General features: G+C 54.3%; 13 protein-coding genes and 3 pseudogenes. 8 read left to right on the plus strand and 8 right to left on the minus strand.

The annotated features are described in order from the left end of the window. Positions 1 to 131 (plus strand): annotated as a pseudogene (locus ACNAU7_RS09770) (IS1595 family transposase); the annotation flags it as partial. 18 nt (positions 132 to 149) lie between these two features. Here the strand turns inward: ACNAU7_RS09770 and ACNAU7_RS09775 are convergent. Continuing rightward, positions 150 to 323 (minus strand): annotated as a pseudogene (locus ACNAU7_RS09775) (DUF2061 domain-containing protein); the annotation flags it as partial. 133 nt (positions 324 to 456) lie between these two features. Between ACNAU7_RS09775 and ACNAU7_RS09780 the strand changes: the two are divergent. After that, the gene (locus ACNAU7_RS09780; protein WP_416302111.1) at positions 457 to 1410 is read left to right on the plus strand and encodes a D-2-hydroxyacid dehydrogenase; all 954 of its coding nucleotides are present in this window, start codon (positions 457 to 459) and stop codon (positions 1408 to 1410) included. A 74-nt stretch (positions 1411 to 1484) separates the two neighbouring features. Here the strand turns inward: ACNAU7_RS09780 and metG are convergent, their stop codons facing one another. Together metG and glmS are read right to left on the minus strand one after the other, a co-directional pair. Then, the gene (gene metG, locus ACNAU7_RS09785; RefSeq protein ID WP_416302112.1) at positions 1485 to 3545 is read right to left on the minus strand and encodes a methionine--tRNA ligase; all 2061 of its coding nucleotides are present in this window, start codon (positions 3543 to 3545) and stop codon (positions 1485 to 1487) included. Positions 3546 to 3660: 115 nt separating this feature from the next. Next, the gene (glmS, locus tag ACNAU7_RS09790) at positions 3661 to 5499 is read right to left on the minus strand and encodes a glutamine--fructose-6-phosphate transaminase (isomerizing) (protein WP_416302113.1); all 1839 of its coding nucleotides are present in this window, start codon (positions 5497 to 5499) and stop codon (positions 3661 to 3663) included. Between the two features lie 279 nt (positions 5500 to 5778). On the opposite strand from glmS, the gene ACNAU7_RS09795 reads away from it, so the two are divergent. Next, a complete protein-coding gene (locus ACNAU7_RS09795) occupies positions 5779 to 6300 on the plus strand; it encodes a hypothetical protein (protein ID WP_416302114.1) in 522 nt (173 codons plus the stop codon). Between the two features lie 249 nt (positions 6301 to 6549). Here the strand turns inward: ACNAU7_RS09795 and ACNAU7_RS09800 are convergent. Beyond that, positions 6550 to 6612, minus strand: a pseudogene (locus tag ACNAU7_RS09800) (transposase); the annotation flags it as partial. A 105-nt stretch (positions 6613 to 6717) separates the two neighbouring features. Beyond that, positions 6718 to 8043 (minus strand): murein transglycosylase A, encoded by a 1326-nt coding sequence (locus tag ACNAU7_RS09805; protein WP_416302115.1) that lies wholly within the window; start codon positions 8041 to 8043, stop codon positions 6718 to 6720. 208 nt (positions 8044 to 8251) lie between these two features. Between ACNAU7_RS09805 and efeU the strand changes: the two genes are divergently transcribed. The 3 genes from efeU (at position 8252) to efeB (ending at position 11662) form a co-directional block, all read left to right on the plus strand. Next, on the plus strand, positions 8252 to 9091 hold the full coding sequence (gene efeU, locus ACNAU7_RS09810; RefSeq protein ID WP_416302116.1) for an iron uptake transporter permease EfeU: 840 nt from the start codon (positions 8252 to 8254) through the stop codon (positions 9089 to 9091). Beyond that, entirely contained in the window at positions 9088 to 10254 is a 1167-nt protein-coding gene (gene efeO / locus ACNAU7_RS09815) for an iron uptake system protein EfeO (RefSeq protein ID WP_416302117.1), read from the plus strand. The genes efeU and efeO overlap by 4 nt, the downstream gene beginning before the upstream one ends. A 142-nt stretch (positions 10255 to 10396) precedes the next feature. Continuing rightward, a complete protein-coding gene (gene efeB / locus ACNAU7_RS09820) occupies positions 10397 to 11662 on the plus strand; it encodes an iron uptake transporter deferrochelatase/peroxidase subunit (protein ID WP_416302118.1) in 1266 nt (421 codons plus the stop codon). A 69-nt stretch (positions 11663 to 11731) separates the two neighbouring features. On the opposite strand, the gene ACNAU7_RS09825 is transcribed toward efeB, so the two are convergent. From ACNAU7_RS09825 to ACNAU7_RS09835, 3 genes are all read right to left on the minus strand, one after another. Then, the gene (locus tag ACNAU7_RS09825; protein ID WP_286454062.1) at positions 11732 to 12061 is read right to left on the minus strand and encodes a zinc ribbon domain-containing protein YjdM; all 330 of its coding nucleotides are present in this window, start codon (positions 12059 to 12061) and stop codon (positions 11732 to 11734) included. A 74-nt stretch (positions 12062 to 12135) separates the two neighbouring features. Then, on the minus strand, positions 12136 to 13506 hold the full coding sequence (gene glmU, locus ACNAU7_RS09830) for a bifunctional UDP-N-acetylglucosamine diphosphorylase/glucosamine-1-phosphate N-acetyltransferase GlmU (RefSeq protein ID WP_416302127.1): 1371 nt from the start codon (positions 13504 to 13506) through the stop codon (positions 12136 to 12138). A 54-nt stretch (positions 13507 to 13560) separates the two neighbouring features. Next, entirely contained in the window at positions 13561 to 13833 is a 273-nt protein-coding gene (locus tag ACNAU7_RS09835) for a spore cortex protein (protein ID WP_416302119.1), read from the minus strand. 198 nt (positions 13834 to 14031) lie between these two features. Here ACNAU7_RS09835 and ACNAU7_RS09840 point away from each other — a divergent pair, with 198 nt between their 5' ends. Together ACNAU7_RS09840 and ACNAU7_RS09845 are read left to right on the plus strand one after the other, a co-directional pair. Then, positions 14032 to 15033 carry a thiamine ABC transporter substrate-binding protein gene (locus ACNAU7_RS09840; RefSeq protein WP_416302120.1) on the plus strand — a complete coding sequence of 334 codons (1002 nt, stop codon included), beginning with the start codon at positions 14032 to 14034 and terminating at the stop codon, positions 15031 to 15033. Positions 15034 to 15127: 94 nt separating this feature from the next. After that, complete coding sequence (locus ACNAU7_RS09845) at positions 15128 to 15976, plus strand: mechanosensitive ion channel family protein (protein ID WP_416302121.1); 849 nt, start codon at positions 15128 to 15130, stop codon at positions 15974 to 15976. Positions 15977 to 15997 lie beyond the last annotated feature (21 nt).

Raw genomic sequence — 15997 nt, forward strand, 5'->3', positions numbered from 1 at the left:
GCGTCTTGCGAAAATACAACGGAATCGATTGCAAATCTTTCCCACTGTTCTTGAAAGAATGCGAATTTCGATTTAACTTCGGCACACCGTCCCGGCAGCTTAAAATCCTGCGGGATTGGTGTGGAATTTAGGGCTAATCTAGTACAGCCCCTATTTTTTTCGTAAAGGTTCCATGCTTTTTCATGGAAATAGAAAACGACGGTGTTGATTAGGGGTTCGACCAGCGCGACCGCCCCCGATACGCCTATACTGCCCGTCAGTACATAGGTTACACTGAAGGCGGTGCTGAAATGCAGTGCGGCAAAAGTCAAGGTTTTAAGCATCATCATCTCCTTGATTGAAAAATTAATTGAAAATTTACGGAGAGATGATAAAGATTATCATAAGGCTGTGCGGTTTAAATTTGCTATTTGTTGTTAGTGTAAATAAATCATTTTTCAAATGGGGATAAAAATTATGAATCAGAAGAAGGTGGTCGTATTGGATGCGGATACTTTGCCTGGTCGGGTTTTTCATTTTGATTTTCCGCACGAGCTTGCGGTTTACGGCACGACAGATGCCGCGGAAACGGCGGTACGCGTATGCGGTGCGCACATCGTCATCACCAATAAGGTTGTCATTTCTGCCGATATCATTGCGGATAATCCTCAGTTGGAGCTGATTGCCGTCAGTGCGACCGGCGTGAACAATGTCGATATTGGGGCGGCGGAGGCGGCGGGCGTTGCGGTATGTAATGTCCGCGCCTACGGAAACGAATCGGTTGCGGAACATGCCTTTATGCTGATGATTGCGTTGATGCGGAATTTGCCTGCCTATCAGCGTGATGTCGCGGCAGGATTATGGGAAAAGTCGCCGTTTTTCTGCCATTACGGTGCGCCGATTCGGGATTTGAACGGCAAAACGCTGGCGGTTTTCGGACGCGGCAATATAGGACGGACGCTTGCCCGATATGCACAGGCGTTCGGTATGAGGGTGGTGTTTGCCGAACACAAACACGCGCCCGCTGTGCGTGAAGGCTATGTTTCCTTTGAAGATGCGGTACGGGCTGCTGATGTGTTGTCGCTGCACTGTCCGCTGAACGCCCAAACTGAAAATATGATAGGCGAAAACGAATTACAGCAGATGAAGCCCGGTGCGGTTTTGATCAATTGCGGGCGCGGCGGGTTGGTGGATGAAAACGCGCTGGTTGCCGCACTCAAATACGGGCAGATTGGCGGGGCAGGTGTCGATGTTTTGACGGAGGAACCGCCTAGGGGCGGCAATCCCCTGTTGAAGGCGCGACTTCCCAATCTGATTGTTACGCCGCATACCGCGTGGGCGAGCCGCGAGGCTTTGGACAGGCTGTTCGATATATTGTTGGCGAACATTAACGCCTTTGTGAAAGGCGAGGCGCAAAATCGGGTGGTTTGATTTTATTGGGATTGCGAAAAAAATGCCGTCTGAACGCCCAAATGGTTCAGACGGCATTTTTTTGATATTTCTACTTAACCGACTTTGTCGCCCGGTTGCGCGCCTGTATCCACATCTAAGAGCTTCAGTTTCCCGTCTGCCGTGGCGGCACTCAAAATCATGCCTTCGGATACGCCGAATTTTGCCATTTTGCGCGGGGCGAAGTTGGCGACGGCGATGACCATTCTTCCGTTTAACTCGGCAGGGTTGGGATAAGACGCGGCGATACCGGAGAAGATGATGCGTTTTTCAAAACCGAAATCGAGGTCGAATTTCAAAAGTTTGGTGCTGCCTTCGACGGCTTCGCAGTTCAATACTTTGGCGACGCGCATGTCGATTTTCATAAAGTCGTCGAAGCTGGCCTGTTCGGCGACTTTTTCGTATTTGCTCTCTTCGGCGGCAGGCGCGGCTGCGGCGGCGATGCTTTGTTTGTTGGCTTCGATCAAATCATCCACTTGTTTTTGCTCCACTCGTTGCATTAAATGTTCGTATTTGTTGATGGCGTGTTCGCCCGCCAAGGTTACCCTTGTGTTTGCCCAAGTGATGGCTTCCAAATTCAGGAATTTGGCGGCATTTTCGGCCACTTTCGGCAATACGGGGGCGAGGTAGGCGGTCAGCATGGTGAAGGCGTTGATGAGTTCGCTGCATACTTCGTGCAGGCGTGCATCTTGGCCTTCTTGTTTGGCGAGTTCCCAAGGTTTGTTGGCATCAACGTATTCGTTGACAATGTCTGCCAATGCCATGATGTCGCGCAGGGCGCGGGCGTATTCGCGGTTTTCGTAGCATTCGGCAATGGCTTCGCTTTGCGCAGTCAGTTTTGCCAGCAATGCGCTGTCGGAAACGTCTTTGAGTTTTCCTTCAAAGCGTTTGGCGATGAAACCTGACGCGCGGGCGGCGATGTTGACGTATTTGCCGACGAGGTCGCTGTTGACGCGCGAGATAAAGTCTTGCAGGTTCAAATCGATGTCTTCGATTTTGCTGTTGAGTTTGGCGGCGATGTAGTAGCGCATCCACTCGGGGTTTAGGCCTTGTTCCAGATAGGATTTGGCGGTAATAAACGTGCCGCGCGATTTGGACATTTTTTGTCCGTCGACGGTTAGGAAGCCGTGTGCGTACACGCCGGTCGGGGCGCGGTGGCCGGAGAAATGCAGCATAGCGGGCCAGAACAGGGCGTGGAAATAGAGGATGTCTTTGCCGATGAAGTGGTACATCTCGGTTTGGCTGCCGGCTTTGAAGTATTCGTCGAAATCGATGCCGATGCGGCCGCACAGGTTTTTAAACGATGCCATGTAGCCGACGGGCGCGTCCAGCCAGACGTAGAAGTATTTGCCCGGCGCATCGGGGATTTCAAAACCGAAATACGGCGCGTCGCGGGAAATGTCCCAGTCGGACAGCGTGGTTTCTTCGCCTTCGCCCAGCCATTCTTTCATTTTGTTGAGGGCTTCGGCTTGCAGATGGGGCTTGCCGTCGTGCGGGTTGTTGCCGGAAGTCCATGCTTTGAGGAAGTCGGCGCATTCGCCCAGTTTGAAGAAGAAGTGTTCGGATTCGCGCAATTCGGGTTTCGCGCCGGAAACGGCGGAATACGGGTTGATCAGTTCGGTCGGGGAATAGGTCGTGCCGCAGACTTCGCAGTTGTCGCCGTATTGGTCTTGGGCGTGGCATTTCGGGCATTCGCCTTTGACGAAGCGGTCGGGCAGGAACATTTGCTTTTCAGGATCGAAAAGCTGCTCGATGACGCGGCTTTCGATTTTGCCGCCGGCTTTCAACGCGCGGTAAATGTCTTGGGAAAACTGTTTGTTTTCAGGGGAATGGGTGCTGTAATAATTGTCGTAGCCGATGAAAAAACCGGTGAAGTCGGCGAGGTGTTCTTCGCGCACTTTGGCAATCATGTCTTCGGGCGCGATGCCTTGTTTTTGCGCGGCAAGCATCACGGGCGTGCCGTGGGTGTCGTCGGCGCAGCAGTAGTGGCATTCGTTGCCGCGCAGTTTTTGGAAGCGCACCCAAACGTCGGTTTGGATGTGTTCGACCATGTGGCCGAGGTGGATGCTGCCGTTGGCATAGGGCAGGGCGGAGGTAACTAAGATTTTGCGTGTCATATTGTGCTTTGCAAACAATGGGTAAAGGCGGATTATACCGCAAATCAAACGGGGAAATGCCGTCTGAAGCCTGAAAAATCGGGCTTCAGACGGCATTTTTGCCAACCGGCGGGATTTATTCGACGGTTACGGATTTCGCCAGGTTGCGCGGTTTGTCCACATCAGTACCGCGTGCGAGGGCGACATGGTAGGAAAGGAGCTGCACGGGGATAGTATGCACGACGGGGGATAATTCGCCGACATGGCGCGGAGCGCGGATAACGTGCACGCCTTCGGTGGCATTAAAATTGCTGTCGAGGTCGGCAAAGACGAAAAGTTCGCCGCCGCGTGCGTCGACTTCCTGCATATTGGCTTTGACTTTGTCCAGCAGGCTGTCGTTGGGCGCGATGACGACGACAGGCATGTTTTCGTCCACTAAAGCAAGCGGCCCGTGTTTCAGCTCGCCGGCAGGATAGGCTTCGGCGTGGATGTAGGTGATTTCCTTCAGCTTCAACGCGCCTTCGAGGGCAATCGGGTAATGGATGCCGCGCCCCAAAAACAGCGCGCTGCTTTTCTTGGCAAACTGTTGCGCCCAGGCGGCAATTTGAGGTTCGAGGTTTAAAGCGTGCTGCACGCTGCCGGGAAGCTGGCGGAGTTCTTCGGTGTAACGCGCTTCGTCTTCTTTGGAAACCAAACCGCGCACTTTCGCCAGCGTTACCGCCAAACCGAACAGCGCGACCAGCTGCGTGGTAAATGCCTTGGTCGAGGCGACGCCGATTTCCGCACCGGCACGGGTATAAAGCACGAGGCTGCTTTCGCGCGGCAGGGCGGATTCCATCACGTTGCAGATGGAGAGGCTGTGGCGGTGTCCCAAGGATTTTGCGTATTTCAAAGCCTCCATCGTGTCCAGCGTTTCGCCGGATTGGGAAATGGTAATGACCAGTTGGTCCGGATCGGCAATCACGCTGCGGTATCGGTATTCGCTGGCGATTTCGACATCGGCCGGGATTTTGGCGATGGATTCCAACCAATATTTGGCGGTCAGCGCGGCGTAATAGGACGTGCCGCAGGCAAGGATTTTGACGCTGCGGATGCTTTCAAACACGCTTTTGGCGTTTTTGCCGAAGTTTTCGGGGATGAAGCCGCCGTCGAGGAAAATTTCAGCCGTGTCCGCAATCGCGCGCGGCTGCTCGTGGATTTCCTTTTGCATAAAGTGGCTGTACGGGCCCAGTTCCAAAGAGGCGAGCGAGAGTTCGGATACCTTGACTTTGCGTTCGGCGGGCAAGCCGTTTTTATCGGTCAGCCTTTTGATGCCGTCTGAAGCCAGCAGCGCGATGTCGCCGTCTTCGAGGTACGCCACGCGGCGCGTAAAGGCGATGACGGCGGATACGTCCGAAGCGATAAAGGTTTCATCGTCGCCCAAAGCGACTAAAAGCGGGCAGCCCATACGCGCCACGACTAATTCATCAGGCTTGTCTTGGGCAATAACCGCGATGGCGTATGCGCCGTGGAAACGTTTGACCGCTTCCTGCACGGCTTCAAACAGCCTGCCGCCGTTTTGCGCGTATTCGTGATTGATGCTGTGGGCGATGACTTCGGTATCGGTTTGCGATTCAAAACGGTATCCCAAACCTTCCAAGCGTTTGCGTTCGCTTTCAAAGTTTTCGATGATGCCGTTGTGTACGACGGCAATCATACCGCCGCTGATGTGCGGGTGGGCGTTCGGCTCGGTAACACCGCCGTGTGTCGCCCAGCGCGTATGCCCGATGCCGATGCTGCCGCTGATGCCTTTTTCGCGTGCCGCGTCCTCCATAAGCTGCACGCGTCCGACGCGGCGCACGCGTTTGATTTTGCCGTCGGTATTGACGGCAATGCCTGATGAGTCATAACCCCGGTATTCGAGGCGTTTGAGGCCGTCGGTCAAAAAATCGACGACGTTGTGATGGGCGCGGATGGCGCCGACGATACCGCACATAACTGTTCCTTAGTATCCGGTTGAAAAAAAACAGGCGCGGACGGCTCCCGTGCCACACCTTCCGCTTCGGATTATAAACCGCCTAGTGTCGGAAAACAGCAAAATGCCGTCTGAAGGCTTGGGCTTGCTCAAAAAAAGGAGGGATTTCCCTGTTTATCCGGGAAGGGTGTTCAGACGGCATTGCCTGCCGCCGGTTTATAGTTTTTGCAAATCAATATTGACAAGCTGAAAAAAAAAAACAATATACTCGCTCGGTCTTAATGTTAACGGAGTATGGAAATGAAACAAATGCTTTTGGCCGTCGGCGTGGCGGCGGTGTTGGCGGGCTGCGGCAAGGATGCCGGCGGTTACGAGGGTTATTGGCGCGAAAAGTCGGACAAAAAAGAGGGTATGATTGCCATCAAAAAAGAAAAAGGCAATTACTTCCTTAATAAAATCAACGTGGTTACAGGTAAGGAAACATCTGTGGTTTTGTCTGAAAAAGACGGCGCGCTTTCGATAAACACGGGGATAGGGGAAATCCCGATCAAACTTTCCGACGACGGGAAAGAGCTGTATGTCGAACGCAGGCAGTATGTCAAAACCGATGCGGCGATGAAGGACAAAATCATCGCCCATCAGAAAAAGTGCGGACAAACGGCACAGGCATACCTCGACGCGCGAAATGCGTTGCCGTCAAACCAAACGTATCAGCAGCGTCAGGCGGCGATCGAGCAGTTGAAACGGCGGTTTGAAGCCGAGTTTGACGAATTGGAAAAAGAAATCAAATGCAACGGCAGACCCCGGGCATTGTTGCTTTAGCAGAGGATAACCGGGAGGATGCCGCCGCCGAATCGGATGTGCGGTTTCTGTACCGGTACAGGCGGGCGGGAATGTCCGCCTTTTTTTGTTCGGACGCGTTTGAATATCCGTCCGATTCTGTCCGTTTGCAAGGGGTATTTCCGTTCGGGCGGAAATTATAGTGGATTAACAAAAACCAGTACGGCGTTGCCTCGCCTTAGCTCAAAGAGAACGATTCTCTAAGGTGCTGAAGCACCAAGTGAATCGGTTCCGTACTATTTGTACTGTCTGCGGCTTCGTCGCCTTGCCCTGATTTAAATTTAATCCACTATAATTCCGTCAAATAAGAAAGGAATTTTGTGCCTGCGGTATCGCAAAACTTCGCCTTAATGCGCCCGATTGGCCGGTATGGGCTTCAGACGGCATTGTTTTGCCGGTTCACGGGCGGTATTCGGGCTTCATACCGTTGGGCAGAAGCTGCCAGACATATCCCGTGGTTTTCTGTTTGCCGGCAAGTTCGCCGGCTTCGTCGCCGTATCCCCAAAAATAATCCACGCGCACCGCGCCTTTAATCGCGCTGCCGGTATCCTGCGCCATAATCAGGCGGTTGAGGGCTTTGCGGGTAACCGGGTGGGCGGTAGCGACAAATAAGGGCGCGCCCAAGGTAATGTAGTGCCGGTCGACTGCGCCGGCATATTCCCCCATCAACGGAGTGCCCAGTGCGCCGACAGGGCCGTCATTGCTGCTTCCGGCAAGCTCGCGGAAAAAGACATAGCTGGGGTTTTGCCCCAAAACTTCGGCGAGGCGTTGCGGATTTTGCCGCATATAGGCTTTGATGCCCTGCATCGAGGTCTGCCCGAGTTTGAGGTAGCCTTTGTCCGCCATATAGCGTCCGATGGAAACATAGGGATGTTCGTTTTTGTCGGCATAGCCGATGCGGATGTATTTGCCGGACGGGGTTTTCAGACGGCCCGAGCCTTGTATGTGCATAAAAAAGAGTTCGACGGGGTCTTCGGCGTAACCGAGTATGGGGGCTTTGCCGTCAAGCGCGCCGCCGTTGATTTGGTTTCGCGTGTGGTAAGGGAGGAAGCGGCTTCCTTCAAACCTGCCTTTGATTGCTGTTGTGCGCGCGGTGATAGGGAATTGGGAGAGGTCGGCGGTATGTGTGCCGCCGGTATTGTCGATTGTGCCGCTGTTTTTTCCCGTCTGCCTGATGCGGACAAGGTTTTTCCCGCTCCTCAAGCCTGCAGGCAGCGGGACGGAAATAAAATCATTAGGAATGCCGTAAATCGGGAAGCGGGCCTGTTCCGTCCGCCTGTCGTCGCCCTTCAGTACCGGCTCGTAATAGCCGGTAACCGTACCGGCAAGGCTTCCGTTGCCTGCAACCTGCCACGGCGTGAAATAGCGTTCAAAAAACTGTTTTGCCTGAAAGGAATGGACGGGGGTTTGAAAGGCTTGGGCACACACATCCTGCCAGCCTTGGCGGTTTTTCAAATTTGAGCAGCCAAGCCTGAAAGACTGCAGGCTCTGGGTAAAGTTTTGCGCGCTCCAGTGCGGCAGGCTGTCGTGAGGAACCGCCGTGTAAACCGCCCCTCCGCCTGAAACCGTAGTGCCGACAGGAAAAGGGGTACCCGCAGGGCGGTCGGGGCCTTGAATAACGGATGTATCAGGAATCGGGAGGGGTTGGATGCTTTTGCTTTGACAGGCGGCAAGAATGGCGGCAACCATGCCGAACAGTGCCGTTTGAAACAGGTGTTTTTTCATAATGGGGCAATACCGTTGAAATCCTTGAATCGGATTTTCAAGCGACTGATTTTTTAAAGGTTTGAAAAAGGAGATTTTAACACAGCCCTGAAGTTTTCCGGCGGTGGGGTAGTTTGAAAAAAATATGGCAAAATAGTTTGTATTCTTATTTACAAGTCATATAAATGTCCTGATAATATACCGTCCATTTACTTATAAACTGATACTTATGCTGGTTGCTTTTTTAATTATGTTGCGCGAGGGCATTGAAGCCGCACTGATTGTCGGTATCGTTGCGGGTTTTTTGAAACAGTCCGGACATTCCAAACTGATGCCTAAGGTCTGGTTCGGGGTCGTCCTTGCTTCTTTGATGTGTTTGGGCATCGGATACGGCATCCATTCGGCAACGGGCGAGATTCCCCAGAAGCAGCAGGAGTTCGTCGTCGGCATTATCGGTTTGGTTGCTGTCGCGATGCTGACTTATATGATTTTATGGATGAAAAAGGCGGCGCGTTCGATGAAGCAGCAGCTTCAGGATTCTGTACAGGCGGCTTTGAACCGTGGCAGCGGTCAAGGATGGGCCTTGGTCGGTATGGCGTTTCTTGCCGTGGCGCGCGAAGGTTTGGAGAGTGTTTTTTTTCTGCTTGCCGTATTCAAACAGAGCCCGACTTGGCAGATGCCGGCCGGCGCGGTAGCGGGGGTTTTGGCTGCCGCCGTGATTGGCGCGTTGATTTATCAGGGTGGGATACGCCTGAATCTGGCGAAGTTTTTCCGTTGGACAGGGGCGTTTCTGATTATCGTTGCCGCTGGTCTGCTTGCCGGCTCGCTGCGCGCGCTGCATGAGGCAGGTATTTGGAACGCGCTTCAGGATATTGTGTTCGACTCATCAAAATATTTGCACGAAGACAGTCCGTTGGGCGTGCTGCTCGGCGGATTTTTCGGCTATACCGACCATCCGACGCAGGGCGAGGCCTTGGTTTGGCTGCTATACCTTATTCCCGTCATGACTTGGTTTTTACGCGGCAGCAGGCCGTCTGAAACTTTAACCCGTAAAGAGGAGCTGAAATGAGAAAACTCAATTTGACCGCATTGTCTGTGATGCTTGCCTTAGGTTTGACTGCTTGCCAGCCGCCGGAAGCGGAGAAAGCCGCACCAGCTGCGTCCGGTGAGACCCAATCCGCCAACGAAGGCGGTTCGGTCAGTATCGCCGTCAACGACAATGCCTGTGAACCGATGGAGCTGACCGTGCCGAGCGGACAGGTTGTGTTCAATATTAAAAACAACAGCGGCCGCAAGCTCGAATGGGAAATTCTGAAAGGCGTGATGGTGGTGGACGAGCGCGAAAACATCGCCCCCGGACTTTCCGACAAAATGACTGTAACCCTGCTGCCGGGCGAATACGAAATGACCTGCGGCCTTTTGACCAATCCGCGCGGCAAGCTGGTGGTTACCGACAGCGGCTTTAAAGACACTGCCAACGAAGCGGATTTGGAAAAACTGTCCCAGCCGCTCGCCGACTATAAAGCCTATGTCCAAGGTGAAGTCAAAGAGCTGGTGGCGAAAACCAAAACCTTTACCGAAGCCGTCAAAGCCGGCGACATTGAAAAGGCGAAATCCCTGTTTGCCGCCACCCGCGTCCATTACGAACGCATCGAACCGATTGCCGAGCTTTTCAGCGAACTCGACCCCGTCATCGATGCTCGTGAAGACGACTTCAAAGACGGTGCGAAAGATGCCGGATTTACCGGCTTTCACCGTATCGAACACGCCCTTTGGGTAGAAAAAGACGTATCCGGCGTGAAGGAAATTGCAGCGAAACTGATGACCGATGTTGAAGCCCTGCAAAAAGAAATCGACGCGTTGGCATTCCCTCCGGGCAAAGTGGTCGGCGGCGCGTCCGAACTGATTGAAGAAGTGGCGGGCAGTAAAATCAGCGGCGAAGAAGACCGTTACAGCCACACCGATTTGAGCGACTTCCAAGCCAATGTGGACGGATCTAAAAAAATCGTTGATTTGTTCCGTCCGCTAATCGAAGCCAAAGACAAAGCGTTGTTGGAAAAAACCGATGCCAACTTCAAACAGGTCAACGAAATTCTGGCGAAATACCGTACTAAAGACGGTTTTGAAACCTACGACAAGCTGAGCGAGGCCGACCGCAAAGCGTTACAAGCCCCCGTTAACGCGCTTGCCGAAGACCTTGCCCAACTTCGCGGCATACTCGGCTTGAAATAAGCCTTGAGCGTTCAGACGGCATTTGGCGACAGATGCCGTCTGAAATTTTATCTGCAAAACCGGAAAGGTATTGAAAAAGGCGGAGGTTTCCGTTTCCCGCGTTCCGCCGTATCGGATACCGAGTTTAAACAAAGGATAAAAAATGAGTACGAACAACCCGACACAACCGACCAGGCGCACCCTCTTTAAAACCGCCCTTGCCGCCGGAGCAGTCGGCGCAATCGGAGGTTATCTCGGCGGTAAAAAACAGGGCGAAACCGCCGAACGCACCGCCGAAAGCCAACATTCGCCCCAAGCCTATCCCTGCTACGGCGAACATCAGTCAGGCATCGTTACGCCGCAGCAGACATTTTCCATTATGTGCGCCTTCGACGTTACCGCGCAAAGTGCCAAGCAGCTGGAAAACCTGTTCCGCACGCTGACCGCCCGTATCGAGTTCCTTACCCAGGGCGGCGAATACCAAGACGGCGACGACAAACTTCCACCGGCCGGCAGCGGCATTTTGGGCAAAGCCTTCAACCCCGACGGATTGACCGTTACGGTGGGGGTGGGCAGCAGCCTGTTTGACGGCCGATTCGGACTCAAAGACAAAAAACCGGTTCATTTGCAGGAAATGCGCGACTTCCCCAACGACAAGCTGCAAAAAAGCTGGTGCGACGGCGATTTGAGCCTGCAAATCTGCGCCTTCACCCCCGAAACCTGCCAAGCCGCCCTGCGCGACATCATCAAACATACCGCCCAAACCGCCGTTATCCGTTGGAGTATCGACGGGTGGCAGCCCAAATCCGAACCCGGCGCGATGGCGGCGCGCAACCTATTGGGCTTCCGCGACGGCACGGGCAATCCCAAGGTTTCCGACCCCAAAACCGCCGACGAGGTTTTGTGGACGGGTGTAGCCGCCAACAGCCTCGACGAACCGGAGTGGGCGAAAAACGGCAGCTATCAGGCAGTCCGCCTTATCCGCCACTTTGTCGAGTTTTGGGACAGGACGCCGCTTCAAGAGCAAACCGACATTTTCGGGCGGCGCAAATACAGCGGCGCGCCGATGGACGGCAAAAAAGAAGCCGACCAACCGGATTTTGCCAAAGACCCCGAGGGGAATACCACGCCCAAAGACAGCCATATACGCCTGGCGAATCCGCGCGATCCCGAATTCCTCAAAAAACACCGCCTCTTCCGCCGCGCCTACAGCTATTCGCGCGGACTCGCCTCAAGCGGACAGCTTGATGTCGGGCTGGTGTTCGTCTGCTATCAGGCAAACCTTGCCGACGGATTCATCTTCGTGCAAAACCTCCTTAACGGCGAACCGCTGGAAGAATACATCAGCCCCTTCGGCGGCGGCTATTTCTTCGTCTTGCCAGGCGTGGAAAAAGGTGGATTCTTGGGACAAGGGCTGCTGGGCGTATAAACCTGCCCGACGGACAAATGCCGTCTGAATCCGATAAGGGGTTCAGACGGCATTTTACTGTTTGGGCGGTCAGGCTTTTTTGACGAATTCTGATTTTAAATTCATCGCGCTGCCGTCGATTTTGCAGGCGATGTTGTGATCGCCTTCCTGTAGGCGTATGCCTTTGACTTTTGTACCTTGTTTGATCGTCATCGAGCTGCCTTTTACCTTGAGGTCTTTGATGAGGATGACGGTATCGCCGTTTTGCAGCACTGCGCCGTTGGCATCGAGCACTTGAGCCGCAAGGTCGGCGGCGGATTCGGTTTCATTCCATTCGTGGGCGCATTCGGGGCAGATGTATTGTCCGCCGTCTTCATAGGTGTATTCGGAGGCGCATTGCGGGCAAGGGGGTAATGACATAGTTTGCCGTCCTTATCGGATGTTTGTTTTGGGATGCCGTCTGAAGCCTGAAACCGGCTTCAGACGGCATAGCTTTATTGTTTGTCTTTTTCGGGACGCATCCAGCCTTCGATGACGGTTTGGCGGGCGCGGGCGAGGGCGAGTTTGTTGTCTTCGACATTGCGGGTAATCGTGCTGCCCGCGCCTGTGGTTACTTTGTTGCCCAGTGTTACGGGGGCAACCAGTACGCAGTTTGAACCGATGCGCACTTCGTCGCCGATGACGGTTTTGTGTTTGTGCACGCCGTCGTAGTTGGCAATAATCGTACCGGCGCCGAAGTTGGTTTTGCTGCCGACTTCGGCGTCGCCGATGTAGGTGAGGTGGTTGGCTTTGGTGCCTTTGCCGATGGCGGCGTTTTTGATTTCGACGAAGTTGCCGATGTGTACGTCGTCTGCAAGGTGGGCTTGCGGACGCAGGCGGGCGTATGGGCCGATTCGGTTGTTTTCGCCGACTTCGCAGTCTTCGAGGTGGGAGAAGGGGGCGATTTTGCTGTTTGCACCGATTTTGGCGTTTTTGATGACGCAGTTTGCGCCGATTTCGACGTTGTCGCCGAGCTCGATTTCGCCTTCAAAGATACAGTTCACATCAATTACGACATCCTGTCCGTGTTTCAGACGGCCTCGTAAATCGAAACGCGCCGGATCGCGCAGGGTAACGCCTGCTTTGAGCAATTTTTGCGCCTGTTCGGTTTGGAAAATACGCTCGAGTTCGGCCAGTTGGAGTTTGTTGTTCACGCCGGCGGCGAGGTAGGAGGCGCGCACTCGGACGGGATGAACTTTGATGCCGTCGGCAACGGCTTTGGCGATGAGGTCGGTTAAATAATATTCGCCTTGGGCGTTGTTGCTGGAAAGGCTGTTCAGCCAGTTTTCGAGTTTGGCGTTGGGCAGAACCAAAATGCCGGTATTGATTTCTTTCACGGCTTTTTGGGCGGCGTCGGCGTCTTTTTCTTCGACAATGGCGGTTACGCTGCCGTTGCCGTCGCGGATGATGCGGCCCAAGCCTGTCGGGTCGTTGGGAACGTCGGTCAACAGCCCGACTTCGTTGCCTGCGGCTTCGAGCAGGGTTTCGAGGGTTTCAACGTCAATTAAAGGAACGTCGCCGTACAGCACCAGCGTGCGGCCTTCGGCGGAAAGGTGGGGCAGGGCGGTTTTGACGGCGTGGCCGGTGCCGAGCTGTTCGGTTTGTTCTACCCAGACGACATCGCGTTTGACGGTGTCCAAAACTTGGTCTTTGCCGTGTCCGACGACGACGCAGATGTTTTGCGGATTCAGTGCGGCGGCGGTGTCGATAACGCACCCGACCATGGGCTTGCCGCCGATGCGGTGCAGCACTTTGGGCATTTTGGAATACATGCGCGTGCCTTTGCCTGCGGCGAGGATGACGATGTTTAAAGTGTTGTGCGGCATAGCGTTTTCCTGTGCGATGCCGTCTGAAGCGGCTTCAGACGGCATCGGGCGGGTTTATCGGTTTTGAAATTTGGGCTTTTGCCAGTGTTGGCGATGCTCTTCGTCGGCGTTGTTGCCGGTTTGGTTGGGCAACACGGCATGGCGTTCGGGGCGGTATTGGTTGTAGTTCATATTTTTCGAGTAGCTGCCGTCTTGGTAATAAACGGGCGTGCCTGTGGGATATTTTTGACGGACGGCGGTCTTGCCGTTGCCGTCTTGATAAGTTTCCCACGCGCAGCCCGACAAAAGGGCGGCGGTGGTCATCAGGATAAGGAAGGTTTTACGCATGGCTTTTCTTTCGTATTTTCAGGATTTAGAGGGTATTGTAATGAGTTTGGCGGTGTTCTGACAAAGTTTCTGCATACCGCGCCGGCATTGTGCGGCGTGTTGTTGATGTTAAATAGTTGCAAGGTCGGGTTTTCTTGCATTTTGAACCGTGAAAATTTGTTAGAATGTTATTTTACAGCGAATAGAGGAGGACTCGGAATGAAACAGAAAATTTGGCTGCTGCCGCTGTTGGCGGTTTCGGCATACCTGCAGGCGCAGACGGAAGTCAGGCTGGCGGTGCATAAGTCGTTCAGCCTGCCCAAAGGGCTGATTGCGCGCTTCGAGCGGGCAAACGATGCGAAGGTGTCGATTATTCAGGCTGGCAATGCAAACGAAATGCTCAACAAGCTGATTTTGAGCCGCGCCAACCCGATTGCCGACGCGGTGTACGGTTTGGACAACGCCAATATCGGCAAAGCGCGGGAAATGGGCATTTTGGCGGCGGCGCAACCCGGATCCGCCCCCGTCGCGGTCGGGCTGCCTTCGGCTTTGGCGGTCGATTACGGCTATGTGTCCATCAATTACGACAAAAAATGGTTTGAAGGCAAAAAGCTGCCCCTGCCGCAAACCCTGCAGGATTTGACCCGCCCCGAATATAAAAACCTATTGGTCGTGCCATCCCCCGCCACGTCTTCCCCCGGGCTGGGCTTCCTGATGGCGAACATCAGCGGGATGGGCGAAGAAGGCGCGTTCAAATGGTGGGCACAGATGCGGCAGAACGGCGTGAAGGTCGCCAAAGGCTGGAGCGAGGCGTATTACACTGACTTTTCGCACAACGGCGGCGCGTATCCGCTGGTAGTCGGTTATGCCGCCAGTCCTGCGGCGGAAGTGTATTTTTCCAAAGGCAAATACAGCGAGCCGCCGACGGGCAACCTGTTTTTAAAAGGCGGCGTATTCCGTCAGGTTGAAGGCGCGGCGGTCTTGAAGGGCGCGAAACAGCCGAAGCTGGCGGCAAAACTGGTGCAATGGCTGCAAAGTCGGGAAGTGCAGCAGGCGGTTCCGTCCGAAATGTGGGTTTACCCCGCCGTCAAAAACACGCGCCTGCCCGACGTGTTCCGCTTCGCCCAAGCCCCGACGCACACCACCGCCCCCGCGCAGCGCGATATTGATGCGAACCAGCGCGGATGGGTTTCCCGTTGGATCAGGACGGTTTTGAAATAAAACAAACATACCGCCCCGCAGGGCTTCAGACGGCATTTTTACACCTGTGCCGATTACGCCGCACGGGGCGGATGTTCGATCGAGAGGAAAAACAATGGACTTCAAACAATTTGATTTTTTACACCTGATAAGTGCTTCCGGCTGGGAGCATCTGGCTGAAAAGGCGTGGGCGTTCGGGCTGAACCTCGCCGCCGCGCTGCTTATTTTTTTGGTCGGGAAATGGGCGGCGAAACGCATTGTCGCCGTGATGAGGGCGGCGATGACGCGCGCCAAGGTCGATGCCACGCTGATCAGCTTCCTCGGCAACGTCGCCAATATCGGGCTGCTGATTTTGGTGATTATTGCCGCATTGGGCCGGTTGGGCGTTTCCACAACATCCGTAACCGCCTTAATCGGCGGCGCGGGTTTGGCGGTGGCGTTGTCTCTGAAAGACCAGCTGTCCAATTTTGCCGCCGGCGCGCTGATTATCCTGTTCCGCCCGTTCAAAGTCGGCGACTTTATCCGCGTCGGCGGTTTTGAAGGACATGTCCGGGAAATCAAGATGGTGCAGACTTCTTTGCGGACGACCGACAACGAAGAAGTCGTGCTGCCCAACAGCGTGGTGATGGGCAACAGCATCGTCAACCGTTCCACCCTGCCGCTTTGCCGCGCCCAAGTGGTTGTCGGCGTCGATTACGACTGCGATTTGAAAGTGGCGAAAGAGGCGGTGTTGAAAGCCGCTACCGAACACCCCTTGTGCGTTCAAAACGAAGAGCGGCAGGCCGCCGCCTACATCACCGCCTTGGGCGACAATGCCATCGAAATCACATTATGGGCTTGGGCAAACGAAGCAGACCGCTGGACGCTGCAATGCGACTTGAACGAACAAGTGGTCGAAAACCTCCGCAAAGTTAATATCAACATCCCGTTCCCGCAACGCGACATACACATCATCAATTCTTAAACGCCGTCTGAAAGGGGAGTG

It is taken from the genome of Neisseria sp. LACPHL-SPEC-2024-00856 (genome assembly GCF_047915665.1).
Lineage (GTDB): Bacteria > Pseudomonadota > Gammaproteobacteria > Burkholderiales > Neisseriaceae > Neisseria > Neisseria polysaccharea.

Excerpts from the sequence above, each read along its gene's own strand:
- ACNAU7_RS09780 (WP_416302111.1), top strand. The coding sequence starts at position 457 with ATGAATCAGAAGAAGGTGGTCGTATTGGATGCGGATACTTTGCCTGGT.
- metG (WP_416302112.1), bottom strand. The coding sequence starts at position 3,545 with ATGACACGCAAAATCTTAGTTACCTCCGCCCTGCCCTATGCCAACGGC.
- glmS (WP_416302113.1), bottom strand. The coding sequence starts at position 5,499 with ATGTGCGGTATCGTCGGCGCCATCCGCGCCCATCACAACGTCGTCGAT.
- ACNAU7_RS09795 (WP_416302114.1), top strand. The coding sequence starts at position 5,779 with ATGAAACAAATGCTTTTGGCCGTCGGCGTGGCGGCGGTGTTGGCGGGC.
- ACNAU7_RS09805 (WP_416302115.1), bottom strand. The coding sequence starts at position 8,043 with ATGAAAAAACACCTGTTTCAAACGGCACTGTTCGGCATGGTTGCCGCC.
- efeU (WP_416302116.1), top strand. The coding sequence starts at position 8,252 with ATGCTGGTTGCTTTTTTAATTATGTTGCGCGAGGGCATTGAAGCCGCA.
- efeO (WP_416302117.1), top strand. The coding sequence starts at position 9,088 with ATGAGAAAACTCAATTTGACCGCATTGTCTGTGATGCTTGCCTTAGGT.
- efeB (WP_416302118.1), top strand. The coding sequence starts at position 10,397 with ATGAGTACGAACAACCCGACACAACCGACCAGGCGCACCCTCTTTAAA.
- ACNAU7_RS09825 (WP_286454062.1), bottom strand. The coding sequence starts at position 12,061 with ATGTCATTACCCCCTTGCCCGCAATGCGCCTCCGAATACACCTATGAA.
- glmU (WP_416302127.1), bottom strand. The coding sequence starts at position 13,506 with ATGCCGCACAACACTTTAAACATCGTCATCCTCGCCGCAGGCAAAGGC.
- ACNAU7_RS09835 (WP_416302119.1), bottom strand. The coding sequence starts at position 13,833 with ATGCGTAAAACCTTCCTTATCCTGATGACCACCGCCGCCCTTTTGTCG.
- ACNAU7_RS09840 (WP_416302120.1), top strand. The coding sequence starts at position 14,032 with ATGAAACAGAAAATTTGGCTGCTGCCGCTGTTGGCGGTTTCGGCATAC.
- ACNAU7_RS09845 (WP_416302121.1), top strand. The coding sequence starts at position 15,128 with ATGGACTTCAAACAATTTGATTTTTTACACCTGATAAGTGCTTCCGGC.